Source organism: Tardiphaga sp. GW821-FHT12E02 (assembly GCF_058807155.1).
This window is the reverse complement of the sequence record NZ_JBXAQK010000001.1, coordinates 2,720,809-2,744,523: the sequence shown is the minus strand read 5'-3', so window position 1 is coordinate 2,744,523 and position 23,715 is coordinate 2,720,809. Positions and strand designations below refer to the sequence as shown.

Sequence of the window (23,715 nt, the reverse complement as noted above, 5' to 3'; positions counted from 1 at the left end):
GCTACAAATCGAGCCTTACAGCAGCCCCGCCCCGCGCGCCCACTTGTACTTCGCACCCAGCACTTCCACCGGAAGCTCCGTCGAATAGGCATAGGCCGGAATGCCGTTCTGGTAGAGATATTCCGCGGCCTCCTCGACCTCGATATCGCCCGCCAGCGACGCCACGATCGGCTTGTCGATGCCCTTGGCCTTCATCGCATTCTTAATCTCGACCATGTTCTTCGCAAACACCATCGGCGGCGTCACGATCGTGTGCCAGTAGCCAAGGATCAGCGAATGGATACGCTCATCCTCGAGACCGAGCTTCACCGTGTTGACATAAGTGATCGGCGGCTCGCCACCGGTGATATCGACGGGATTGCCGGCGGCACCGAAGGGCGGGATGAACTTGCGGAAGGCCGCGTCGAGATCCGGCGGCATCGACATCAGCGACAGGCCGTTGTCGACCACCGCGTCCGACAGCAGCACGCCCGAACCACCGGCGCCGGTGATGATCAGCACGTTCTCGCCCTTGGGCGTCGGCAGCACGGGAATGCCGCGGGCGAATTCGAGCAGCTGGCGCAGTGAGCGGGCGCGGATGACACCCGACTGCTTCAGCACGTCCTCATAGATCTTGTCGTTGCCGGCCAGCGCGCCGGTATGCGACGAGGCGGCCTTGGCGCCGGCCGAGGTGCGGCCTGCCTTCAGCACGACGACAGGCTTCTTCTTGGAGACGCGCTTGGCGGCTTCCGCAAAGGCGCGGCCGTCCTTCAGATCCTCGCAATGCTGCGCGATGATGTTGGTGTTCGGATCCTGTTCGAAGAAGGCGAGCAGATCGTCCTCGTCGATATCCGACTTGTTGCCGAGGCCGACGATCGCCGAGACGCCCATCTTGGCCGAGCGCGAGAAGCCGATGATCGCCATGCCGATGCCGCCGGACTGCGACGACAGTGCCGCCGAGCCCTTCACATCGTAAGCGGTACAGAAGGTCGCGCAGAGATTGGCTGGCGTGTAATAGAAGCCATAGATGTTCGGGCCCATCAGGCGGACATCGTATTTCTTGCCGATCTCGACGATCTCTTCCTGCAAGGCAGGCTCGTTGGCTTCGGCAAATCCCGATGGGATCAGCACCGCACCGGGGATCTTCTTCTCACCGCATTCGGTCAGCGCGCCGGCCACGAATTTCGCGGGGATCGCGAACACCGCGGTGTCGATCACACCCGGCACATCCTTGACGCTCTTATAGGCCTTGCGGCCCATGATCTCGTCGGCCTTCGGATGGATCGGATAGATCTCGCCCTTGTAGCCACCGTTGATGAGATTCTTCATCACCGAATTGCCGATCTTGCCGTCTTCGGCAGAGGCACCGATCACGGCGACGGCTTTCGGCATCATGATGCGGTTCATCGCCGCAACGATCTCTTCCTTCGCACGTGGCGCCGGACGCGGCTTGTAATCGAAATCGACGACGATGCGGACGTCGGCGGCAATCGCATCCTTCTTGGTGGCGAACACCGGATTGAGATCGAGCTCGACCATTTCCGGGAAATCCGAGACGAGCTGCGACACCTTGACGATGATATCGGCCAGCGCCTCGCGATTGGCGGGATCACCACCGCGCACGCCGTGCAGCATCTCGGCGGCCTGGATGCCGTCGAGCATCGACAGCGCGTCATCATTGGTGGCGGGCGCAAGACGGAAGGTGACGTCCTTGAGCACTTCCACGAGTACGCCACCGAGGCCGAAGGCCACGAGCTTGCCGAACGAGCCGTCGGTGATCGAACCGATGATCACTTCGGTGCCGCCCATCAGCATCTGCTGAACCTGGACACCTTCTATCTTGGCATCGGCCTTGTACTTCTTGGCATTGGCCAGGATCGTGTCGTAAGCCTTCTGCGCATCTTCGGCGGTCTTGACGCCGACGATGACGCCACCGGCTTCTGTCTTGTGGAGAATGTCCGGCGAAACGATCTTCATCACCACCGGGAAGCCCATGCCGCTGGCCAGCTTCGCCGCCTCGGCCGCGGAGGTCGCAACGCCCTCGCCCGGCACAGGAATGCCATAGGCGTCGCAGACGAGCTTGCCTTCCGGCGCCGTCAGGCTGGTGCGCTTGTCCGCCTTGACGGCGTCGAGCACTTTTCGCACGGCGTCTTTCGCCGAGGCGGGTGCTTCTTTGATGGCGAGATTCGATTGAGACATGGCCTTCTCCCATTGCGTTTCTTGACGCGGACGAATTGATGGCATTTGGTATGCCAGAAAATCGAAAGTCAAGGCGCGGTGCAGCGCAAAATTGCTGAAATCGCGGTCAGCTTGACATGCTGGCATCTGGCATGCCAAAAATTCTGGACGTTGTTTCTGTGGTACGACATCTCCGACCGGAGATGATTCATGCCCACGCGAAAACCAACCAAGGCGCCGTCCATTATGTCTGAGGCCGACCTTGCGATCGTTCGGATCGCACCCGAGACCAGCTTCAAGACCAAGGCCTATGAAGCCTTGAAAGAAGCCATTCTCAAGATGGACATCTACACGACGCCGGATCCGGTGATGCTCGACGAGCGCGCCCTCTCCGAACGCCTTGGCGTCAGCCGCACACCGATCCGCGAAGCCATCGCGATGCTGGAACAGGACGGCTTTGTGAAGACCGTGCCACGCCGCGGCATCGTGGTGGTGCGCAAGACCAAGACCGAGATCGTCGACATGATCCGCGCCTGGGCGGCGCTGGAAAGCATGGCGGCACGGCTGATCACCACGACCGCGCGCAAGAAGGACATCTCGGCGCTGCGCGACTTCTTCAAGGATTTTGGCAAGGACCGCCTGCCGCAGGATCACGTCGAGGAATATTCGAAGGCGAATATCGCGTTCCATCAGGCCGTTCTCGCGCTCAGCGAAAGCCCCGTCCTGATCGACATGACCAACGACATCCTGCTGCATGTGCGCGGCTATCGCCAGCTCACCATCGGCCGGGTCGATCGCACCGCGACCTCCCTGCCCGAGCATCTCGCCATCATCGAGGCCCTCGAGGAGCGCGACACCGAACTGGCCGAAAAGCTTGCCCGCAATCACACGCTTGGCCTGGCCTCCTATGTCGAGGCGCATGGCCAGGAGCTGTTCACCTAACGCCGTCGCGCGGACCATCGCACGACTAAGTCCAACAACCATACGCGTCCAGAAACGTCAGGGAGAGCGGAATGTCCGCAGTTCACAGCATCGACACCTCAGCCGAACAGGATCTGACAGATGGCTTCCATCTGATCATCGATGCCCTCAAGCTGAACGGGTTGAACACGATCTACGGCGTCCCCGGCATTCCGATCACCGATTTCGGCCGCATGGCGCAGGCTGAAGGCATTCGCGTTCTCTCCTTCCGCCACGAGCAGGCCGCGGGCTATGCGGCGTCCATCGCAGGCTATCTCACCAAGAAGCCGGGCGTGTGTCTCACCGTCTCGGCGCCGGGCTTCCTCAACGGCCTCACGGCCCTCGCCCATGCCACCACCAACTGCTTCCCGATGATCCTGATTTCCGGCTCGTCCGAGCGCGAGATTGTCGACCTGCAGCAGGGCGACTATGAAGAAATGGATCAACTCGCGATCGCCAAGCCACTGTGCAAGGCCGCGTTCCGCGTGCTGCATGCGCAGGACATCGGCATCGGCCTCGCCCGCGCCATCCGCGCGGCCGTGTCGGGCCGTCCTGGCGGCGTCTATCTCGATCTGCCCGCAAAACTGTTCGGCCAGGTGATGAATGCCGAGGCCGGCAAGAAATCGCTGGTCAAGGTGATCGACGCGGCCCCGGCGCAGCTCCCGGCTCCGGACTCCATCAATCGCGCGCTCGATGTGCTGAAGTCGGCCAAGAAGCCGCTGATCATTCTCGGCAAGGGCGCCGCCTACGCGCAGGCTGACGACGCCGTGAAGGCGCTGGTCGAGACCTCGGGCATTCCGTTCCTGCCCATGAGCATGGCCAAGGGCCTCCTGCCCGACACCCATCCGCAATGCGCCGGCGCTGCACGCTCCACGGTTCTGAAAGATTCGGACGTCGTCCTGCTGATCGGCGCCCGCCTGAACTGGCTGCTGTCGCATGGCAAGGGCAAGGCCTGGGGCGACGCACCGAAGAAATTCATCCAGATCGATATCGAGCCGAAGGAAATGGATTCCAACGTCGAGATCGTCGCCCCCGTGGTCGGCGATATCGGCTCCTGCGTGACCGCCCTGCTCGATGGCATGGGCAAGAGCTGGACGAAGGCATCCAGCGACTGGATGTCAGCCGTCACCACCAAGCGCGACGACAACATCGCCAAGATGGCGCCGAAGCTGCGCAACAACAACTCGCCGATGGACTATCACGGCGCGCTGGGTGTTCTCCGCACCATCATTGCCGAACGTCCCGATGCGATGCTGGTGAATGAAGGCGCCAACACGCTTGATCTCGCCCGCGGCATTGTCGACATGTACAAGCCGCGCAAGCGCATCGATGTCGGCACCTGGGGCATCATGGGCATCGGCATGGGCTATTGCATCGCCGCCGCCGTCGAGACCGGCAAGCCGGTGCTGGCCATCGAAGGCGACAGCGCCTTCGGCTTCAGCGGCATGGAGGTCGAGACCATCTGCCGCTACAATCTGCCGGTCTGCATCGTCGTCTTCAACAATGACGGCATCTATCGCGGCACCGACGTCAACCCGTCGGGCGGCAGCGATGTCGCGCCCACCGTCTTCGTCAAGGGCTCACGCTATGACAAGATGATGGAAGCCTTCGGCGGCGTCGGCGTGAACGCCACCTCGCCCGACGAGCTCAAGCGCGCCGTCAACGAGGCGATGGATTCCGGCAAGCCGACGCTCATCAATGCGGTGATCGATCCGGCCGCCGGCAGCGAGAGCGGACGCATCGGCAATCTCAATCCGCAGAGCGTTCTCAGCAAGAAGAAGTAATTCTGAACATGCGGGGTCGTGAGACCCCGCTCATTTTCTCCAAGTGCCGAGCCGGCAAAAAATAGTACGGGAGCATAGCAATGACACAGGCGCTCAAAGGCGTTCGCATTCTCGACTTCACCCATGTGCAATCGGGCCCGACCTGCACGCAGCTTCTCGCCTGGTTCGGCGCCGACGTGATCAAGGTCGAGCGCCCCGGCGTCGGCGACATCACCCGCGGCCAGCTGCAGGACATCCCGAATGTGGACAGCCTGTATTTCACCATGCTGAACCACAACAAGCGCTCGATCACCCTCGACACCAAGAACCCGAAGGGCAAGGAAGTCCTCACCGCGCTGATGAAAGAGTGCGACGTCCTCGTCGAAAACTTCGGCCCCGGCGTGCTCGACCGCATGGGCTTCTCGTTCGAGAAGATCCAGGCGATCAACCCGAAGATGATCGTTGCCTCGATCAAGGGCTTTGGTCCCGGTCCTTTCGAGGACTGCAAGGTCTATGAGAACGTCGCGCAGTGCACCGGCGGCGCCGCATCCACCACCGGCTTCCGCGATGGCCTGCCGCTGGTCACCGGCGCGCAGATCGGCGACAGCGGCACCGGCCTGCATCTGGCATTGGGCATCGTCACGGCGCTGTATCAGCGCACCCAGACCGGCAAGGGCCAGAAGGTCACCGCCGCCATGCAGGACGGCGTGTTGAACCTTTCCCGCGTCAAACTGCGCGACCAGCAGCGCCTCGCCCATGGCCCGCTCAAGGAATACAGCCAGTTCGGCGAAGGCATTCCGTTCGGCGACGCCGTGCCGCGTGCCGGCAACGACTCCGGTGGTGGTCAGCCGGGCCGCATCCTGAAGTGCAAGGGCTGGGAGACCGACGGCAACGCCTATATCTATTTCATCACCCAGGCGCCGGTGTGGGAGAAGATCTGCGACGTCATCGGCGAGCCCGGCTGGAAGACCGATCCGAACTACAACAAGCCGGCGGTCCGCCTGTCGCGCCTGAACGAGATTTTTGCGCGCATCGAACAGTGGACGATGACCAAGACCAAATTCGAGGCGATGGAAATCCTCAACCAGGACGACATCCCCTGCGGTCCGATCCTGTCCATGAAGGAAATCGCCGCGGACGAGTCGCTCTACGCCACCGGCACCATGGTCAAGGTCGATCACCCCGAGCGCGGCGAGTATCTGTCGGTGGGCAATCCGATCAAGCTGTCGGACTCGCCGACCAAGGTCGAGCGGTCGCCGCTGCTCGGCGAGCATACCGACGAGATCCTCAAGCAGGTGCTCGGCTTCAGCGATCACCAGGTCGCCGAAATCCACGACTCGGGCGCGCTGGATCCGCCGCGCAAGGTCGCTGCTGAGTAAGCGGCACCAACATCTAGACATACGAAAGGCCGCCCAAATGGGCGGCCTTTTTGCGTTCAGCGTGTCGTCGCCATCCTTCGAGACGCGGTCGAAGGCGACCGCTCCTCAGGATGAGGACAGAAAAGATTGAGGCCACTTTCCAAGAAACTCCACCCCCATGGTGAGGAGCGCGCTTGCGTGCGTCTCGAACCATGATGGCTTGCCAGGGTCTTTCGCAGCACAACAACGCGGAACTTCAATAAGAAAATCCAATCGTTCAATTTTGCGTTGCAAAAATTTCTTGCTGCCATGCAAACAAACAACTGGTCGGTGGCATCTGGTATACGTAAATTAGCTCCAGATCAGAACACGGCGCCTCGCGCCATCTGGAAGGGAATACCGATGTCCAAGACTGCTTCGCTCGGCGTGACCGCCAATTCGAGCCTGTTCGGCCGCCTCCTCGCGTCGATCGATCGCGCCTTGATGGCCAGCGCCCGCATCGCGATCCGCAATGGCGACCAGCCGCGCGTCGGCCTCTGAAATTCAAGCTTTGCGGGCTTTGGCCCGCACTGTTCTCTGCGTTCCTCCCGAACTGGCCCCGGATTTCCGGGGCCTCTTTTTTGCCTTCAAGGTTGCATCGCAGCGAGACTTCCCGCTCCCTGCGACATATTGGCCTGCGCACCTTGAAACGGCTCTAATCGCTTGCCGTCTGGCATATCGCATACCAAACTGCGTCAACGGTAATGCTTCAGCTTTGAATAGAAAGCATACCGGGGGAGGACAAAGGCCGAGCTGCCCGCAGGGGCGCGATGCCGTATGCGCTATGACACAGCGATCCAAACCCACCCACCCAAGCTACAGGCGAGCCATTCCGGCTCAACACTCTGACGCGCGCATGTGGCGCGCGCAAGAGCATGTTGGCCTGCCAGTTGGAAACTCGAAGGACGATTGACCACGCACGAACGATGACAAGTCGGCGAACGACCGACGCATCAAAACGAATGGGAGAGAAACAATGAAACGTTCTGCTTCATGTCTCGCGCTGGCCGCCGCGGCGTCCATTCTTGCTTTGGGGACCAGCCTCCCCGCATCCGGCGCCTGGGAGCCGGTGCGGCCTGTCGAATTCATCGTCCCGGCCGGCACCGGCGGCGGCGCCGACCAGATGGCGCGCACCATTCAGGGCATCATCACTAAGCACAGCCTGATGAAGCAGCCCCTCGTGGTCATCAACAAGTCGGGCGGCGCCGGCGGCGAAGGTTTTCTCGATGTGAAGACCGCCAATAACAATCCGCACAAGATCATCATCACGCTGTCGAACCTGTTCACCACACCGCTCGCCACCGGCATCCCCTTCAACTGGAAGGATATGACCCCGGTCGCGATGCTGGCGCTCGACGAGTTCGTGCTGTGGGTGAATGCAGACAAACCCTACAAGACCGTCAAGGAATATATCGAGGCCGTGAAGGCTGCCCCTCCGGGATCGATGAAGATGGGTGGCACCGGCTCCAAGCAGGAAGACCAGATCATCACCGTCGCCATGGAAAAGGCGATCGGCAGCAAGTTCACCTACATCCCCTACAAGGGCGGCGGCGAAGTCGCGGTGCAGCTCGTCGGACAGCATGTCGACTCCACCGTCAACAATCCTATCGAAGCGGTCGCGCAGTGGCGCGGCGGCAAGGTGCGCCCGCTTTGCGTCTTTGATAGCAAGCCGATGGCCTATGACGAGCCGGTCGCCGACGGCAAGGCCTGGAAGGATATTCCGACCTGTAAATCCCAGGGCCTCGACATCGAATATGTGATGCTGCGCGGCATCTTCATGTCACCCAAGGCCACCAAGGATCAGATCGAATATTATGTCGAGCTGTTCAAGAAGGTGCGCGCCACGCCTGAATGGCAGGACCTCATGAAGAGCGGTGCCTTCAACACCACCTTCATGACCGGCGGCGACTATGCCGGCTGGGTCGGCACCGAAGAGAAGCGTCACGAGACGCTGATGAAGGAAGCCGGTTTCCTCGCGAGCAACTAGCCACGCGACTGAACCGAAGACGCGCACGTCGCGCCGGCTCACGTCACTGAGCCGGCGGCTCCCAGCCCGATCCGCAAGTTCGAAATGGACGTCTCATGACCACGCAATCATCCCACACCACAGGTCCGACTCATAAAGCGGTCGAGGCCGGCGTCACCACCGTCATCGGCCTGTTCGGCGCCCTCGTCGTCTATGGCAGCATCAAAGCCGGCATCAATTGGGGCGCCGAGGGCCCGAAGGCCGGCTTCTTCCCGTTCTATATCGGCCTGTTCATCATCATCTCCAGCCTGATCAATCTATGGAATACGTTGCGCGAGGAAGACGGCCCGCTCTTCGCCGAATGGGGGCAGCTCCGCCAGGTGTTCAGCGTCATCATCCCCACGGGGATCTATGTGGCCGCGCTTCCCTTCATCGGCCTCTATCTCGCGTCGATGATCTTCATCGCCTGGTTCATGCGCTGGCTCGGCAAATACAACTGGCCGATCATCGCCGCGATTTCCCTGGGCATGCCCGTGGTCACCTATCTCATTTTCGAACGCTGGTTCCTCGTTCCGCTCCCGAAGGGGCCGATCGAAGAATGGCTTGGTCTGTAACGAACATCTCCTCCGTCATTGCGAGGAACGAAGCGACGAAGCAATCCAGTTCTTTCTTCGCGTGACGCTGGATTGCTTCGTCGCAAGTGCTCCTCGCAATGACGAACTGGACACCCGTATCTGTCAGTTGTCTTCAAGGACTTTTCGACATGGAAGAACTCGTCAATCTATTCCACGGCTTTGCGGTCGCGCTGCAGCCCTTCAACATTGCGGTGATGGTGCTCGGCATCGTGCTCGGCGTGATCATCGGGGTGCTGCCGGGACTCGGCGGTGCCAATGGCGTCGCGATCCTGTTGCCCCTCACCTTCAGCATGCCGCCGACCTCGGCGATCATCATGCTGTCCTGCATCTATTGGGGCGCATTGTTCGGAGGTGCGATCACCTCGATCCTGTTCAACATCCCCGGAGAGCCATGGTCGGTCGCGACCACCTTCGACGGCTATCCGATGGCCCAGCAGGGCAAGGCCGCGGAATCCCTCACCGCCGCTTTCACCTCCTCTTTCGTCGGCGCGCTGTTCGCCGTCATCATGATCACGCTGGTGGCGCCGCTGGTTGCCGGCTTCGCCTTACGATTCGGACCCGCGGAGAAATTCGCGGTCTATTTCCTGGCATTCTGCAGTTTCGTAGGCCTCAGTAAGGAGCCGCCATTCAAGACCATCGCGGCCATGATGATCGGCTTTGCCCTCGCCGCCGTCGGTCTCGATTCCATCACCGGGCAGCTCCGCCTCACCTTCGGCTCCACCGAACTGCTGAACGGCTTCGACTTCCTGATCGCGGTCATCGGCCTGTTCGGCCTCGGCGAGATCTTCCTCACCATGGAAGAAGGCCTCAACTTCCGCGGCGGCAAGGCGAAGATCGATCTTCGTGTCGTGCTCCGCACCTGGATGAGCCTGCCGCAATACTGGATGACGTCGCTGCGCTCCTGCATCATCGGCTGCTGGATGGGCGTGACACCGGCAGGCGCGACGCCGGCGTCCTTCATGAGCTACGGCATCGCCAAGCGCGTGTCGAAGAACGGCAAGAACTTTGGCAAGGGCGAGATCGAAGGCGTCATTGCGCCGGAGACCGCAGCCCATGCCGCCGGCACCGCGGCGCTGCTGCCGATGCTGTCGCTTGGTGTCCCCGGCTCGCCGACAGCAGCCGTGCTGCTCGGTGGCCTTCTGATCTGGGGCCTGCAGCCCGGCCCGATGCTGTTCGTCGAGCAGAAAGAGTTCGTCTGGGGCCTGATCGCCTCGATGTATCTCGGCAATCTCGTCGGCCTGATCATCGTGCTGACCTGCGTGCCCATCTTCGCCGCGATCCTGCGCGTGCCCTTCAGCATCATCGCGCCGCTGATCCTGGTGCTGTGTGCGATCGGCGCCTATTCCGTGCACAACTCCACCTTCGACGTGGTGATGATGCTGGTGTTTGGCGTGATCGGCTATGCGCTGAAGAAGTGCAACTATCCGCTCGCGCCGCTGGTGCTCGCCATCGTGCTCGGCGACAAGGCCGAAGAAGCCTTCCGACAATCCCTGCTCGGCTCGCAGGGATCGCTCGGTGTCTTCTTCTCCAATTCGCTGGTGAGCACGATCATGATCCTCGGCCTGATCGCCTTGTTCTGGTCGGTGATCTCGAACGGCCTGACGCGGATGCGTGCTCGCACTGCAACAGCCTAACTACACTCCAAAATAGCTGTTCAAAAACAAGAGCCGGCGGTCCAACCGCCGGCTTTTTGTCGTCCATTCGTCTCGCAGCACAGCATTCAGTCATGCGAAACTAGCTGCGACAAATTGACAAGATTTTGCTTGTGAGTTGGCATATCATATACCAAACTCCCGGTTGCAGCTGTCGGACACGCAATAGAACAGCGCATTAGGAGGAACTATGACTGATGCAGTTCACGGAGCGGCGCCATCGGCCGCGCGCGTCAGCGATGCCTATCGCTGGACGCAATTGGCCATCGGCGTCGGCGCCATGGTGATGATCGCCAACTACCAATATGGCTGGACGTTCTTCGTCCCCGACATCCAGAAAAAATTCGGCTGGGACCGCGCCTCGATCCAGTGGGCCTTCACGCTTTTCGTGCTGTTCGAGACCTGGCTGGTGCCGGTGGAAGGATGGTTCGTCGATAAATACGGCCCGAAGCTTGTGGTGCTGGTCGGCGGCATTCTCTGCGGCATCGGCTGGGCCATCAATGCGCAGGCGGAGACGCTGAACGGGTTCTATCTCGGCATGATCATCGCGGGCATCGGCGCCGGCGGCGTCTACGGCACCTGCGTCGGCAATGCGCTGAAATGGTTTCCGGACAAGCGCGGCCTTGCCGCGGGCATCACGGCTGCCGGCTTCGGTGCAGGCTCCGCGCTCACCGTGGCGCCCATCCAGGCGATGATCAAGGATTCCGGCTTCCAGACCACCTTCCTGTATTTCGGTCTCGGCCAGGGCATCATCATCGTGATCCTCGCCTTCTTCCTGTTCGCGCCGAAAGCCGGTCAGGTACCGTCGGTCGTCGCCAATGCGAACATCATCCAAACCCGCCGCAACTACGCGCCGACCGAAGTCATCCGCCATCCCATCTTCTGGCTGATGTATTTCATGTTCGTCATCGTCGGCGCCGGTGGCCTGATGGTTACGGCGAACCTCAAGCCCATCGCAGCGGACTGGAAGATCGACAACGTGCCGGTGACGCTGATGGCGATGACCATGACGGCCGTCACTTTTGCGGCCACCATCGACCGCGTGCTGAACGGCCTGACACGTCCCTTCTTCGGCTGGATCTCCGACATGATCGGCCGCGAGAACACGATGTTCATCGCCTTCGGCATGGAAGGCCTCGGCATCTGGGCACTGTATATGTGGGGCCAGGATCCGTTCTGGTTCGTGCTGCTGTCGGGCTTCGTGTTCTTCGCCTGGGGTGAGATCTATTCGCTGTTCCCGTCGACCTGCACCGACACGTTCGGCTCCAAATTCGCAACCACCAATGCCGGCCTGCTCTATACCGCCAAGGGCACGGCAGCGCTTCTGGTGCCGGTCGCGAACTATATGCAGCAGTCGTCAGGGACTTGGGACAGCGTGTTCCTGATCGCGGCAGGCGCGAACATCCTTGCCTCGCTTCTTGCCATCGCGGTGCTGAAACCGTGGCGCAAGATCGTGGTGGCCAAGGCACAGGCCTGACCTTCACAAGCCGCTTCCAACAGCATCGAAATGCGCTCATTCGCAAGGATGAGCGCATTTTTCTTGCGGCATCCTTGCGGCAAGCCGGCGGCCTCACAGAGGCGCGTAAACGTGAACTGGCATGCCAGAAAACACCCTACGAAATCTCGTAATGCCGAAATCGCAGGGCTAAAATCATCAGAAATGGCAGCATTGCTGCCCTTTCTCGAAATTCTGGTTGCATGTCCTGATATCACGCGTTGACAACTGGCATACCGTATACCAAACTTGGACCTGCAAGATCGATCCTAAGCCGATCAGCCAAGGGAAAATCGAGGAGGTTGCCATGCAAGTCGGAGACGTACTGCGTCGTAAGAGCACCCGTATCGCCACGGTCCGGATGAATGAGACCGTCGCCATTGCCGCCCAGCTGCTGCGCACCGGAAATATCAGCGCGCTCGTCGTCAAGGACGTGTGCCGCACCGAAGGCAACACCGCCGTCGGCATGTTCTCCGAGCGCGACGTGGTGCGCGCCATCGCCGAGCACGGCGCCGCCGGCGTCAATCGCAAAGTGTCGGAGATGATTTCGGTGCAGCAGCTGATTTCCTGCACATCCACCGACACGCTCGACCATGTGGGTCGCCTGATGAACCGGCATCACATCCGCCACGTGCCCGTGATCGACGACTACACGCTGGTCGGCGTGATCAGCATCCGCGACATCAGCCGCGCGCTCGATCAGGATGACGCGCCGCAACTGCATGCCGCGGTGGCTTGACGCTATCTCGTCATTGCGAGCGAAGCGGAGCAATCCGGAAAACCAGAAACCGGATTGCTTCATCGCTTCGTCAAGGGGAACGCCACAGGCTTTTCCCCGACCTCGCAAAGACGGCTACGGCCTGCTAGCTCTTCACCATTGCGATCGATACCTGGCGAATGTCGCCCTGCGACGTGATCGACACGGACTGTTTGTTGCCGGTCGTCGTCAGCGTGATATTGGCCGAGAACATCGGCGAATCCGCCGCAACCGCGATCCGGCCACCACTGGCGCGGCCCTGCAGGCTGCCGCTGATGCCGCGCGAGGTTTCGCTCCACGTGCCTGACACCCGGCCTCCCTCGCTCACCACATCGCTGCTGAGCTCGAATTTGTAGCTGTCGCTGGCGCAGCGCAGCGACTGCTGCAGGGTGCTGTCGCCCGCCGATACGCGATAGCTGGCGCGGCAGCGCAGCCGTTCCTTCGATCCGTCAGAGAGAGCGATTGTCCCCGAGCCCGACCAGGCGCCGTGCATTCCCGAGAACGGCGCCGATTGTGCGGAAGCCGGTGTCGCCGCAAGGACGCACACCGCCAGACCGGCGATGGCCACGAAAGCTTTCTGCGAAGTGATCATGAGATACTCCCTTTGGACCGACGCCGGTCGCGTCGCCTCATATGTCCCGGCACCATGCCGGATGGTTCATTTGGCAATCAGGATGGGTCAGTCGCCGAGCAGCTTGTCCGGCGTGATCGGCAGGTCGCGAACCCGTTGTCCGGTCGCGTTGAACACCGCATTGGCGATGGCTGCGGCCACACCGGCAATGCCGATCTCGCCGATGCCGCGCCCCCCCATCGGGGTGCGGGGGTCGGGAATGTCCGTCCACAACACATCGATCTCCGGCACGTCGAGGTGCACGGGGACGTGATAGTCCGCCATGGATGCGCTCATGATGCGCCCGCTCCGTTTGTCGAGCAGGGTTTCTTCGGTCAGCGCCATGCCGAGGCCCATGATCATGCCGCCACGAAACTGGCTGGCCGCGGTCTTGGGATTGAGGATACGGCCGCAATCGAACGCGCCGACGAGACGGGTGACGCGGACTTCGCCGGTCACCTCGCTGACGCGGAGCTCACAGAAGACGGCGGACCGGCTATGCATGGAGAATTTCAGCAATTCGAGCGGCGCACTGCTCTCGCCGATCACGCTGATCTCGCTGCGTGCCGCGCGCTTGAGGATGGATACGAAGCTCTCGTAGCGCGATGGCTCGCCGATCTTGCGCAGCCCGTGATTGGCGAATTCGACCTCGTGCGCCCGCAGCCCCGCAAGCGGCGTATCGTTGCCCGCAAGGCGCAACAGATCTCCGGCCAGTTTCACGCTGGCGGCGTTGATCGCCGCGCCGAGCGAGGCCGTCTGCGAGGAGCCGCCGGCAAAGCTGCCGAATGGCAGGTCAGTGTCGCCGATCCGCACGGTGACATCATCGAGCGGCAGGCCAAGACGATCCGCCGCGTGCTGCCGCTGCACCGTTGCCGTGCCCATGCCCATCTCGTGCGCCGCGCTCGACACCGTCGCACGGCCTTCGCCGTCGATGGTGATCCGCGCCGACATTCCGGGCATCCGCACATACGGAAATGAACCGGTCGCGCAGCCCATGCCGACCAGCCATTCGCCGTCCTGCTGCGACCTTGGCATTGCGGTGCGGCGCTCCCAGCCGAACTTTTTCGCGCCGAGCTCATAGGCCAGGGGCAAGTCGCTCTGCGAATGCGGCGCGCCGCTGACCGGATCGGCGTCGCCGATATTGCGCAGCCTCAACGCTATCGGATCGATGCCAAGCTTGTGCGCCAGTTCGTCCATGGCGCTCTCGATGGCGAAGGTGCCGACCGCCTCGCCGGGCGCGCGCATGAACGTATTGGCCAGCAGATCGAGATCGAGCGTGTGCTGCACGATATCGTAGCTGTCCGCGTCGTAGAGCGAGCGACCTGACAGCGTGAAGGTCTCTTCGCAGACGCTGTGCGGTGGCTTTACGGAATATCCTTGATGCACCATGACAGTCAGTCGGCCGCTCGGATCCGCCGCCAGCGCCACGCGCTGCTCGGTCTGGCTGCGACCGCCGATCAGCCGGTGCATGCTGGCGCGCGACAGAGCGATCCGCACCGGCCGACCCGCGAGTTTCGATGCCGCAGCCCCCAGGATCTGGTGATCCCACAGCGCCTTGCCGCCGAAGGCGCCGCCAACAAAGGGAGAACTCACAAACACCTGCGTCTCCTTGATGCCGAACACCTTGGCGAGCGAACCAGCCGTGGCGTTCAGCATCTGGGTCGCGTCGTGCACGATCAGGCGATCGCCTTGCCAGGCGATGGTGGCGGCATTGGGCTCGATCGGATTGTGATTGTGCCACGGTGTCCGATAGACCGCATCGACGCGGCCCGCGGCATTTCGGAATGCCGCATCCGGATCGCCACGCTTCAGCCGGTTGCGTTCGAGCATCAGCGAGTCGGGCGTCGTTGCATCTGCCTTGGCATTCTCGAAATTCGTGCGGGACGCACTTTGCTCGTAACGAACCGCAATCAGCGAGGCTGCATGGTTCGCCTGCTCCTGGGTTTCTGCGAGCACCAGAGCGACCGTCTGCCCGTTCCAGCGGATCTCGGCGTCCTGCATGATCGGGAGAATGTTGTTTCCCGCAGCCTTGAGATTCGTCACGCCGATCGGCGGCGGCAGCGCAATCTTCGGTGCATTGCGATGGGTCATCACCAGCACGACGCCGGGTGCTGCTTCCGCAGCAGCCAGATCGAGCGCCGTGATCCTTCCGCGTGCGATGGTCGAATGCACGAAAGCCGCATAGGTCAGGCGATCCATCGGCACTTCGGCCGCGAAGCGCGCGGCGCCCCGCACCTTGTCGGGACCATCGACTCGTGACTGCTGGGTGCCGAGGGCCACGCGCTTGTCGATCAGCGGATCGGGCGTGCCGCCCGGCAACCAGTTCGACGGCACATAGCCCATCGCCGTGCGGACACCGCCGATGATCGCATTCTGCAATTTGCTCATGCGCCTGCTCCTGTCAGTTCGCCAAGGACGGCGGCCATGGTTCGCTTTGCGAGCTCGATCTTGAAGGCATTGGCTTCGGTGGGTTTTGCTGCGGCGAGTTCGGCATCGGCTGCGCGCAGGAAGTTTTCCCGGGTCGGAGCCTCGCCGCGCAAGATGCTCTCGGCCTGCAAGGCGCGCCACGGCTTGGCGGCAACACCGCCGAACGCGATCCTGATATCCCTGATCCGGCCATCGGCGAGATCCAGCCCGGCCGCGACCGAGACGAGCGCGAAAGCGTAGCTCGAACGATCGCGGACCTTGCGATAGCGCGAATGCGCAGCCGCCGCATTCGGCGCGATCGAGATGGCGGTGATCAGCTCAGCCGGGCGCAGCACCGTCTCGATGTGGGGATCATTCGCTGGCAACTGATGGAAATCCAGCAGCGGAACGTGCCGTGTGCCGTCGGGACCGCACAGATGCACGGTCGCATCCAGCGCCGCGAGCGCGACGCACATGTCGGACGGATGCGTTGCGATACAGTTCGGCGACGTGCCGAGGATCGCATGATTGCGACTGAAACCGTCGATGGCGTCGCAGCCCGCACCGGGCACGCGCTTGTTGCAGCGGGAGCCGGCGGGGTCATAGAAGTAGGCGCAGCGCGTCCGCTGCAACAGATTGCCGCCGACCGTCGCCATGTTGCGTATCTGCGCCGAGGCGCCTGCAAGCAAGGCGCGGGACAGCATGGGATAGCGCGCCCGCACCACGGGATGCGCCGCAAGGACACTGTTGCGGACCGCGGCACCGATAACCAGACCACCATCGCCCTCTTGCTCGATGGACGCCGGCATGCGGCTCACATCCACCAATGCAGCAGGCGTCTCGATATTCTGCCGCATCAGATCGACGAGATTGGTGCCGCCGCCGAGGAAACGGCATTGGCCGGCACCGGCAAGCGCCAAGGCGTCGGCCGCATCCGCCGCGCGCTGGTAATGAAACGGCGTCATGCGGCGTCTCCCACCAGCTGTTCTTCAATGGCTTCGACAATGCCGTGATGCGCCCCGCAGCGGCACAGGTTGCCGCTCATGCGCTCGCGGATTTCCTCACGCGTGGTGCTGCTTTGGCCGGCGGCAAGGTCGGATGTGACGTAACTGGGATCACCGCGGCGCATCTCGCCGAGCATCGCGATCGCCGAGCAGATCTGCCCCGGCGTGCAGTAGCCGCACTGGAAGCCGTCATGCGCGATGAAGGCCTGCTGCAAGGGATGCAACACGCCCGGCTCGCTCAGGCCTTCGATGGTGGTCACGGAGCGCCCATCCGCCTGCACTGCCAGCGTCAGGCAGGACAGCACGCGCTCGCCGTCGAGAATGACGGTGCAGGCCCCGCAGGCACCCTGGTTGCAGCCGAGTTTGGTGCCGGTCAGACCGGCCTGTTCGCGCAGGAGATCGAGGAGCGAGACCCGGGGGTCGTCGGGTAGCGAATAATCCGTACCATTGATGGCGATGGCCATGAGCGCCTCCGTCAGGAGCCAGCCTTACGGGCCGGCGGCACGCTCGAGATAATACGAACTTCGTAATGTTCAAGTTTCGTTGTCAGCAATTTTTTCTGTCAGCCGGATCAACTCCTTACGCTCGATCGGGTCGAGTGCGCGCAGCATGATCAGGCAGGTCGAGCGATAGCCGGCGATATGGTCTTCGACGACTCCCCGTCCGGCATCCGTCGTGCTCAGTGCCACGGACCGGCGATTGTCTTCGGGCCGGCGCCGCTCGACGAATGCCTTCTTCACCAGGCGATCGATGGAAGATGACATCGTGGTCATGGCGACATTGAGGAAGCGCGCGACGTCGCCCATCAGACAGCCTGGATGCTGATCGACATAGACCAGCGTCTGCGCATCCAGCGCATTGAGCGCGTTGTCGGCGGCAGCAGCAGCCTCGGCCACCTTGAAGCGCCGCGAGAACCGCTCGAACACGCGCGTCATCTGCTCAATCTCGTCCTGGGACGGCTCGGTGGTCGGCTTGGCAGTCGTCTTGCTCATGGCCGCAGAAAAGCATGTTCGCGCCGCGAGTTCCAGCGATGGGCACCGCGGCGTCGCACGCATCAGACCTGCATCTCCGGCGCATGGGGCCATGTTCCGTGGCGGTAGACATCGCCGCGCCCCACCGGCATCCTCCGCCCGAACAAGCAAGAACCAATCGGCGCCCAACGCGCCTCCGGGGAAACAAGAGGACCCATTATGATCAAGACACGCTTCACCGAACTCGTCGGCGTCGAACACCCGATCGTCCAGGGCGGCATGCAATGGGTCGGCCGCGCCGAGCTCGTCGCCGGCGTCGCCAATGCCGGCGCGCTCGGGCTCATCACCGCGCTGACCCAGCCGACACCGGAAGACCTGACCAAGGAAATCGCGCGCACCCGCGACCTCACCGACAAGCCGTTCGGCGTCAATCTCACCATCCTGCCGACCATCAAGCCGCCGCCTTATGCGGAATATCGCCAGGCCATCATCGAGGCCGGGATCAAGGTGGTGGAGACCGCCGGCAACAAGCCGCAGGAGCATGTGGACGAATTCAAGAAGCACGGCATCAAGGTGATCCACAAATGCACCAGCGTGCGCCACGGCCTCTCTGCCGAGCGCATGGGCGTGGATGCGATCTCCATCGACGGCTTTGAATGCGCCGGCCATCCCGGCGAGGACGACACGCCCGGCCTGATCCTGATCCCGGCCGCTGCCGACAAGATCAAGATCCCGATGATCGCCTCCGGCGGTTTTGGCGATGGCCGCGGGCTTGTGGCGGCGCTCGCACTCGGTGCCGAGGGCATCAATATGGGCACGCGCTTCATGTGCACCAAGGAGAGCCCGATCCATCAGCTGGTGAAGGAGCGCATCGTCGCCAATGACGAGCGCGGCACCGACCTGATCTTCCGCACCATGCGCAATACCTCGCGGGTGGCCAAGAATGCGGTGAGCCAGCAGGTGGTGGCGATGGAGAAAGAAGGCGCGACCTTCGAGCAGATCAAGGATCTGGTCGCCGGCGCGCGCGGCAAGCTGGTCTATTCCACCGGCGACAGCGAGGACGGCATCTGGTCGGCCGGCCAGGTCCAGGGCCTGATCCACGACATCCCGTCGTGCCAGGAACTGGTGTCGCGCATCATCCACGACGCCGAGACGATCATTCGCGCGCGACTGGAAGCGATGCTTGGCGGCGGTCAGCGCCAGGCGGCGGAGTGATCGTGCGATGAAGGCTTACGTCTATACAGAGAGCGGCCCGGCGATCACCGACATCGCCGCGCCAAAGCCGACGGGCACGCAGGTGCTGGTCAAGGTGAAGGCCTGCGGCCTCAACCGCGCCGATCTCGGCATGACCAAGGGCCATGTCCATGGCGCAGCCGGCGGTGTCGGCACCGTGCTTGGCATGGAATGGGCCGGCGAGATCGCCGGACTCGGGCCCGATGCAAAAGGCTTCACGGTCGGCGAACGCGTGATGGGCTCGGGCGGTGCGGCATTCGCGGAATATACGGTGACGGATCATGGCCGCCTGTTCCATATCCCGACGGGCATGGGCTTCGAGATCGCGAGCACCCTGCCCGTCGCGCTCTCGACCATGCACAATGCGCTTGTCACGGTCGGCGGATTGCAGGCGGGACAATCGGTGCTGATCCAGGGCGCCAGCTCCGGCGTCGGCCTGATGGCCTTGCAGATCGCCAAGCTCAAGGGCGCGAAGCCGGTGATCGGCTCATCGACCCATGCAGCGCGTCGCGGCCGGCTCGGCGAGTTCGGTGCTGATCTCGCCATCGATTCGAAAGACGCCGGCTGGGTTGATGAGGTGCTCAAAGCCACCAATGGCGACGGCGTCGATCTGATCATCGACCAGATCTCCGGCCCGGTCGCCAACCAGAATCTGAAGGCGACAAAGGTGCTCGGCCGCATCGTCAATGTCGGCCGTCTCGGCGGCACCCATGGCGATTTCAATTTCGACCTGCATGCGGCGCGACGCATCAGCTATGTCGGTGTCACCTTCCGCACCAGGTCCCTGCAAGAGATCCGCGATATCTTCAGTGCGGTGCGCGCCGACATCTGGCCGGCAGTGGAAGCCGGCAAGCTGAAGCTGCCGATCGACAAGGTGTATCCGTTCGCCGAGATCGGAACGGCGTTCGATCACATGGAAGCCAACAAGCATCTCGGCAAGATCGTGGTGACGCTGTAACGCGCGCACAACGAGTCATCGCAACGAAAAACGCCGCGCATCATCTGCGCGGCGTTCGCGTTTCGGACTCGTTTTTGAGTCCGAACACGCACTCAGTTTCCGTTGGATAGCATTTATTTCACGTTAACGTTTCGTTGACTCTCGACACTGTGGGGAAAGTGGATTCATATTGGACTTGTCGATTCGAAGCGGGGCGTTTGGGGTTCGATCGACACTGCAAATTTCCGAGGGGGCCAAGTATGTCGCGTGCGCATGCGGATAACGCATGCGTCCAATCCGATTCGATTAAAGGATTGGCGCAATCGATGGCGAAGCCGGCTTATCACCGGTTGCTCATCGCAGAACCCGCTCTTCGTCGCGCAGTCCCGACGCTGATCATCGCATTTCTCATCACGATTTTCTTCGGCGCCTTCGTGCAGGTCGTCGATCACAGCCGCCAGAAGCAGGCTGCGCTGAAGCGCGACCTCGCCGCCGTCGGCGATCTCGCAGCCGAACGTCTCGATCGCAACGGCGCCGTACGGCAGGATCGCCCGGTCGCCATCGAACGCCTGCAGGCGTTGCTGCCGAGCCTGATCCCCGCCTGGGGCATCGCGCCCAGCCGTCATGTGATCGTGCTCGGTGCCGACCAGAGCATCATCGCGCGTATGCCGGCGGATGTGCCCGACCGCGACAGCAAGCGCGTGCTCGACATGCTCAGCGCCGTGCAGAACATGTCGGCACAAAGCCAGCGCACCGACGTGTTCGACGTCACGCTGGCCGACGGCAGCCAGGCGCTCGCCACGCGCCGCATCGTTCGCGCGCTGCCCGGCCAGATCATCGTGCTGCAGGAGAACAATGACTCCGTCTGGCGCTCGGAATCGGCGCTGTCGATCACCCTCTCCGCCACCACCGGCTTCGTGGTGCTGATCCTGGGCTTCGCCTTTCACTGGCAATCCACCCGCGCCCGCGAAGGCGACGCCATCAATGACGCCGTGCGCGGCCGCATCGACACCGCGCTCAATCGCGGCCGCTGCGGATTGTGGGACTGGGACCTGTCACGCGGCCGCATCTTCTGGTCGCAATCCATGTTCACCATGCTCGGCCTCGACAGCCGCAGTGACCTCCTCACCTTCGGCGAAGTGAATGCACTGGTGCGGCCGGAAGACATCAATCTGTTCGAGATCGCGGACCAGCTCGTCTCGCAGCAACTCGACCATATCGACCAGACATTCCGCATGCAGCATAGCGATGGTCACTGGATCTGGCTGCAGCTGCGCTGCGAACTGGTGGGCGGCCAGACCGATGGCAGCCAGCACCTGATCGGCATCGCCATCGACGTCACCGAACAGAAGAGCCTTGCGCAGAAGAGCGTGGAAGCCGATGTCCGCCTGCGCGACGCCATCGAGACGATTCCGGAAGCCTTCGTGCTGTGGGATGCCGAGGATCGCCTGGTGCTGTGCAATTCGCACTTCCAGCGCCTGCACAAGCTACCGGACTCTGCGGTGAAGCCGGGCACGCCCTATGAGACGGTGCTCGAAGTCGGCAGTATGCCCGAAGTTCGCTCGCGCCTCGCCGATTCCACCAGTGCTGCCCAGGGCGCGCGCACCTTCGAGGCCCAGCTCGAAAACGGCACCTGGCTGCATATCAGCGAGCGCCGCACCAAGGATGGCGGCTACGTGTCGGTGGGCACCGACATCACCCGCATCAAGGAGCACGAGCAGAAGCTGATCGACAATGACCTGCGCCTGCGCGCCACCGTCATCGATCTCAAGCATTCGCAGGCGGCACTCGAGAAACAGGCGCTCGAACTCGCCGATCTCGCGCAAAAATACTCGGACGAGAAGAACCGCGCCGAAGAGGCCAATGCCACGAAGTCGAAATTCCTGGCCAATATGAGCCACGAGCTGCGCACGCCGCTCAATGCCATCATCGGCTTTTCCGAGATCATGGGCAGCGGCATGTTCGGCCAGCTCGGCTCGGATAAATATGGCGAATACTGCCACGACATTCTCACCAGCGGCCACTATCTGCTCGAAGTGATCAACGACATCCTCGACATGTCGAAGATCGAGGCCGGCCGCATGAAGCTGGATCTTGAGCCACTCGATCTCGGCCAGATCCTGTCGGAATCCCTGCGCGTCGTCTCCGGTCGCGCCGAAGCCAAGAGCCTCACACTCAGCGCCGATCTCGCCACCGACGTCGCCGTCACCGCCGACCGCCGCGCCATCAAGCAGATCCTCGTCAATCTTCTTTCCAATGCCGTAAAATTTACGCCCGATGGTGGGCGCGTCACCGTGCGCAGCCGGGTGATGAAGAATTCGGTCGCGCTCATCATCGCCGACAGCGGTATCGGCATTGCACCGCATGCGCTGAAGCGGCTGGGACGCCCGTTCGAGCAGGTGGAGAGCCAGCTCACCAAGACCTATCACGGCTCCGGTCTCGGCCTTGCCATCGCCAAATCCCTCACCGGCCTGCATGGCGGCGCCATGAAGCTGCGCTCGAAGCCCGCCGTCGGCACCGTGGTGTGCATCTCGCTGCCACTGGAAGGCCGGTGCGCGGCACAGATCTCCAGGGCAGCCTGAGCTTCGACGCAGGCCCCCTTCGACGACGGCGCGTCGAATAGCCGCTTGGATGCGGCTCCCATCATTATACTCTAGATTGTGAACAGCGATCGTCTCCTCATTCTGGAGAACGATGGCCTGTGCATATGCGACCACGAGCGACGCGCAGACGTCGCCGTCAATCAACATCATTCCAGGGAGAGAACGCGATGAAGCTGAGCCATTTCGCAGCCGCGCTGTTGGTGCTGACATTGCCGTCGGCTGCGCCTGCACAGGACTATCCTGCCAAATCCGTGACGGTGATCGTGCCGTTCACGCCCGGAGGCGCCAGCGACAACGTCGCGCGCATGACCACCCAAAAGATGCAGGAAAGCTTCGGGCAATCCTTCATCATCGAGAACAAGCCCGGCGCCAATGGATCGATCGGCGCCACGCAGCTCGCGCGCTCGAAGCCGGACGGCTACACGCTCATGGTAGGCTCGATCGGCGTCATCGCCATCAATCCGGTGCTGTACAAGGATCCCGGCTATCATCCGCTGAAAGATTTCGACCTGCTCTCCGTCGCGGTGCGCAATCCAAATGTGCTGATCACCCGGCCGGACTTCCCGGCCAATACGGTGAAGGAGTTCATAGACTATCTGAAGAAGAACCCGGACAAGGTCACCTTCGCGTCGTCAGGCGTCGGCTCATCGGATCATCTCTCCGCCGTGTTGTTCTGGCAGAAGACCGGCACCACGGGCATCCACACGCCCTATAAGGGCGGCTCGCAAGCGCATACGGATCTGATCGGCAGCCACGTGGATGTCTCGTTCCAGAATCTCGGCGCTGTCGCCAACTATATTCGCGGCGGCAAGGTGAAGCTGCTGGCCGTGACCAGCGACACGCCCTCCGACTCCTTCCCGGACACGCCGACCTTGAAGGAGCTCGGCATCAGCGATCTCAACATCTATTCATGGCAGGCCTTCGTTGCACCAAAGGGATTGCCGGCGGATGCGAAGACCAAGCTCGAAACATCCATCACCGGTGCCCTCACCTCACCCGACCTGAAGAAGAAGCTGAATGACAGCGGCTTCGAGGTCGTGGCGAATTCGAGCGCGGAGTTTCAGACATTCCTGGAGAAAGAGCTCGATCGCTGGAAGACGGTGGTCGAGGTCGGCAAGGTCAAGCCGGAGCAGTAAGTTCGACGCACGCCTCGTCAATGCAAAGACCGC

19 protein-coding genes are annotated in these 23,715 nt (G+C 62.3%); 13 read left to right on the top strand and 6 right to left on the bottom strand.

Translation table 11 applies throughout. The features are described 5' to 3' along the window. Positions 1-15: 15 nt before the first annotated feature. Complete coding sequence (locus tag AC1RQ5_RS12895; RefSeq protein ID WP_493199397.1) at positions 16-2,178, bottom strand: acetate--CoA ligase family protein; 2,163 nt, start codon at positions 2,176-2,178, stop codon at positions 16-18. 189 nt (positions 2,179-2,367) lie between these two features. Between AC1RQ5_RS12895 and AC1RQ5_RS12890 the strand changes: the two genes are divergently transcribed. The 9 genes from AC1RQ5_RS12890 to AC1RQ5_RS12850 all read left to right on the top strand — a co-directional run bounded on the left by AC1RQ5_RS12890 (position 2,368) and on the right by AC1RQ5_RS12850 (position 12,764). Continuing rightward, a complete protein-coding gene (locus tag AC1RQ5_RS12890; RefSeq protein ID WP_493199395.1) occupies positions 2,368-3,099 on the top strand; it encodes a GntR family transcriptional regulator in 732 nt (243 codons plus the stop codon). Between the two features lie 71 nt (positions 3,100-3,170). After that, positions 3,171-4,901 (top strand): oxalyl-CoA decarboxylase, encoded by a 1,731-nt coding sequence (gene oxc, locus AC1RQ5_RS12885; RefSeq protein ID WP_493199394.1) that lies wholly within the window; start codon positions 3,171-3,173, stop codon positions 4,899-4,901. Between the two features lie 80 nt (positions 4,902-4,981). Further along, complete coding sequence (frc, locus tag AC1RQ5_RS12880) at positions 4,982-6,259, top strand: formyl-CoA transferase (protein ID WP_493199392.1); 1,278 nt, start codon at positions 4,982-4,984, stop codon at positions 6,257-6,259. A gap of 381 nt (positions 6,260-6,640) precedes the next feature. Then, a complete protein-coding gene (locus tag AC1RQ5_RS12875; protein WP_493199391.1) occupies positions 6,641-6,778 on the top strand; it encodes a hypothetical protein in 138 nt (45 codons plus the stop codon). 475 nt (positions 6,779-7,253) lie between these two features. Next, positions 7,254-8,264 (top strand): Bug family tripartite tricarboxylate transporter substrate binding protein, encoded by a 1,011-nt coding sequence (locus AC1RQ5_RS12870; protein ID WP_493199389.1) that lies wholly within the window; start codon positions 7,254-7,256, stop codon positions 8,262-8,264. A 95-nt stretch (positions 8,265-8,359) separates the two neighbouring features. Further along, a complete protein-coding gene (locus AC1RQ5_RS12865; protein ID WP_493199388.1) occupies positions 8,360-8,857 on the top strand; it encodes a tripartite tricarboxylate transporter TctB family protein in 498 nt (165 codons plus the stop codon). Between the two features lie 149 nt (positions 8,858-9,006). Next, positions 9,007-10,512 carry a tripartite tricarboxylate transporter permease gene (locus AC1RQ5_RS12860; protein WP_398478902.1) on the top strand — a complete coding sequence of 502 codons (1,506 nt, stop codon included), beginning with the start codon at positions 9,007-9,009 and terminating at the stop codon, positions 10,510-10,512. Between the two features lie 208 nt (positions 10,513-10,720). Beyond that, positions 10,721-12,007 carry an oxalate/formate MFS antiporter gene (gene oxlT, locus AC1RQ5_RS12855; RefSeq protein ID WP_493199387.1) on the top strand — a complete coding sequence of 429 codons (1,287 nt, stop codon included), beginning with the start codon at positions 10,721-10,723 and terminating at the stop codon, positions 12,005-12,007. Positions 12,008-12,332: 325 nt separating this feature from the next. Continuing rightward, the gene (locus AC1RQ5_RS12850; protein WP_493199385.1) at positions 12,333-12,764 is read left to right on the top strand and encodes a CBS domain-containing protein; all 432 of its coding nucleotides are present in this window, start codon (positions 12,333-12,335) and stop codon (positions 12,762-12,764) included. 124 nt (positions 12,765-12,888) lie between these two features. Here AC1RQ5_RS12850 and AC1RQ5_RS12845 read toward each other — a convergent pair whose 3' ends face one another. From AC1RQ5_RS12845 to AC1RQ5_RS12825, 5 genes are all read right to left on the bottom strand, one after another. Then, entirely contained in the window at positions 12,889-13,374 is a 486-nt protein-coding gene (locus tag AC1RQ5_RS12845; RefSeq protein WP_493199384.1) for a hypothetical protein, read from the bottom strand. A gap of 87 nt (positions 13,375-13,461) precedes the next feature. Further along, complete coding sequence (locus AC1RQ5_RS12840) at positions 13,462-15,735, bottom strand: xanthine dehydrogenase family protein molybdopterin-binding subunit (protein WP_493203408.1); 2,274 nt, start codon at positions 15,733-15,735, stop codon at positions 13,462-13,464. A gap of 41 nt (positions 15,736-15,776) precedes the next feature. Further along, the gene (locus AC1RQ5_RS12835) at positions 15,777-16,763 is read right to left on the bottom strand and encodes an FAD binding domain-containing protein (RefSeq protein ID WP_493199382.1); all 987 of its coding nucleotides are present in this window, start codon (positions 16,761-16,763) and stop codon (positions 15,777-15,779) included. Next, positions 16,760-17,266 (bottom strand): (2Fe-2S)-binding protein, encoded by a 507-nt coding sequence (locus AC1RQ5_RS12830; protein WP_493199381.1) that lies wholly within the window; start codon positions 17,264-17,266, stop codon positions 16,760-16,762. Before AC1RQ5_RS12830 ends, AC1RQ5_RS12835 begins: the two co-directional genes overlap by 4 nt. A gap of 69 nt (positions 17,267-17,335) precedes the next feature. Beyond that, positions 17,336-17,962, bottom strand: a complete 627-nt coding sequence (locus AC1RQ5_RS12825; protein WP_493199379.1) for a MarR family winged helix-turn-helix transcriptional regulator — start codon at positions 17,960-17,962, stop codon at positions 17,336-17,338. Positions 17,963-17,992: 30 nt separating this feature from the next. Here AC1RQ5_RS12825 and AC1RQ5_RS12820 point away from each other — a divergent pair, with 30 nt between their 5' ends. The 4 genes from AC1RQ5_RS12820 (at position 17,993) to AC1RQ5_RS12805 (ending at position 23,682) form a co-directional block, all read left to right on the top strand. Further along, entirely contained in the window at positions 17,993-18,988 is a 996-nt protein-coding gene (locus tag AC1RQ5_RS12820; RefSeq protein WP_398478888.1) for an NAD(P)H-dependent flavin oxidoreductase, read from the top strand. A 7-nt stretch (positions 18,989-18,995) separates the two neighbouring features. After that, on the top strand, positions 18,996-19,964 hold the full coding sequence (locus AC1RQ5_RS12815) for a zinc-binding dehydrogenase (RefSeq protein WP_493199377.1): 969 nt from the start codon (positions 18,996-18,998) through the stop codon (positions 19,962-19,964). A gap of 239 nt (positions 19,965-20,203) precedes the next feature. After that, the gene (locus tag AC1RQ5_RS12810; RefSeq protein WP_493199375.1) at positions 20,204-22,525 is read left to right on the top strand and encodes a PAS domain-containing sensor histidine kinase; all 2,322 of its coding nucleotides are present in this window, start codon (positions 20,204-20,206) and stop codon (positions 22,523-22,525) included. A gap of 188 nt (positions 22,526-22,713) precedes the next feature. Beyond that, entirely contained in the window at positions 22,714-23,682 is a 969-nt protein-coding gene (locus tag AC1RQ5_RS12805; RefSeq protein ID WP_493199374.1) for a Bug family tripartite tricarboxylate transporter substrate binding protein, read from the top strand. Positions 23,683-23,715 lie beyond the last annotated feature (33 nt).

Excerpts from the sequence above, each read along its gene's own strand:
- AC1RQ5_RS12895 (WP_493199397.1), bottom strand. The coding sequence starts at position 2,178 with ATGTCTCAATCGAATCTCGCCATCAAAGAAGCACCCGCCTCGGCGAAA.
- AC1RQ5_RS12890 (WP_493199395.1), top strand. The coding sequence starts at position 2,368 with ATGCCCACGCGAAAACCAACCAAGGCGCCGTCCATTATGTCTGAGGCC.
- oxc (WP_493199394.1), top strand. The coding sequence starts at position 3,171 with ATGTCCGCAGTTCACAGCATCGACACCTCAGCCGAACAGGATCTGACA.
- frc (WP_493199392.1), top strand. The coding sequence starts at position 4,982 with ATGACACAGGCGCTCAAAGGCGTTCGCATTCTCGACTTCACCCATGTG.
- AC1RQ5_RS12875 (WP_493199391.1), top strand. The coding sequence starts at position 6,641 with ATGTCCAAGACTGCTTCGCTCGGCGTGACCGCCAATTCGAGCCTGTTC.
- AC1RQ5_RS12870 (WP_493199389.1), top strand. The coding sequence starts at position 7,254 with ATGAAACGTTCTGCTTCATGTCTCGCGCTGGCCGCCGCGGCGTCCATT.
- AC1RQ5_RS12865 (WP_493199388.1), top strand. The coding sequence starts at position 8,360 with ATGACCACGCAATCATCCCACACCACAGGTCCGACTCATAAAGCGGTC.
- AC1RQ5_RS12860 (WP_398478902.1), top strand. The coding sequence starts at position 9,007 with ATGGAAGAACTCGTCAATCTATTCCACGGCTTTGCGGTCGCGCTGCAG.
- oxlT (WP_493199387.1), top strand. The coding sequence starts at position 10,721 with ATGACTGATGCAGTTCACGGAGCGGCGCCATCGGCCGCGCGCGTCAGC.
- AC1RQ5_RS12850 (WP_493199385.1), top strand. The coding sequence starts at position 12,333 with ATGCAAGTCGGAGACGTACTGCGTCGTAAGAGCACCCGTATCGCCACG.
- AC1RQ5_RS12845 (WP_493199384.1), bottom strand. The coding sequence starts at position 13,374 with ATGATCACTTCGCAGAAAGCTTTCGTGGCCATCGCCGGTCTGGCGGTG.
- AC1RQ5_RS12840 (WP_493203408.1), bottom strand. The coding sequence starts at position 15,735 with ATGGGCTATGTGCCGTCGAACTGGTTGCCGGGCGGCACGCCCGATCCG.
- AC1RQ5_RS12835 (WP_493199382.1), bottom strand. The coding sequence starts at position 16,763 with ATGACGCCGTTTCATTACCAGCGCGCGGCGGATGCGGCCGACGCCTTG.
- AC1RQ5_RS12830 (WP_493199381.1), bottom strand. The coding sequence starts at position 17,266 with ATGGCCATCGCCATCAATGGTACGGATTATTCGCTACCCGACGACCCC.
- AC1RQ5_RS12820 (WP_398478888.1), top strand. The coding sequence starts at position 17,993 with ATGATCAAGACACGCTTCACCGAACTCGTCGGCGTCGAACACCCGATC.
- AC1RQ5_RS12815 (WP_493199377.1), top strand. The coding sequence starts at position 18,996 with ATGAAGGCTTACGTCTATACAGAGAGCGGCCCGGCGATCACCGACATC.
- AC1RQ5_RS12810 (WP_493199375.1), top strand. The coding sequence starts at position 20,204 with ATGTCGCGTGCGCATGCGGATAACGCATGCGTCCAATCCGATTCGATT.
- AC1RQ5_RS12805 (WP_493199374.1), top strand. The coding sequence starts at position 22,714 with ATGAAGCTGAGCCATTTCGCAGCCGCGCTGTTGGTGCTGACATTGCCG.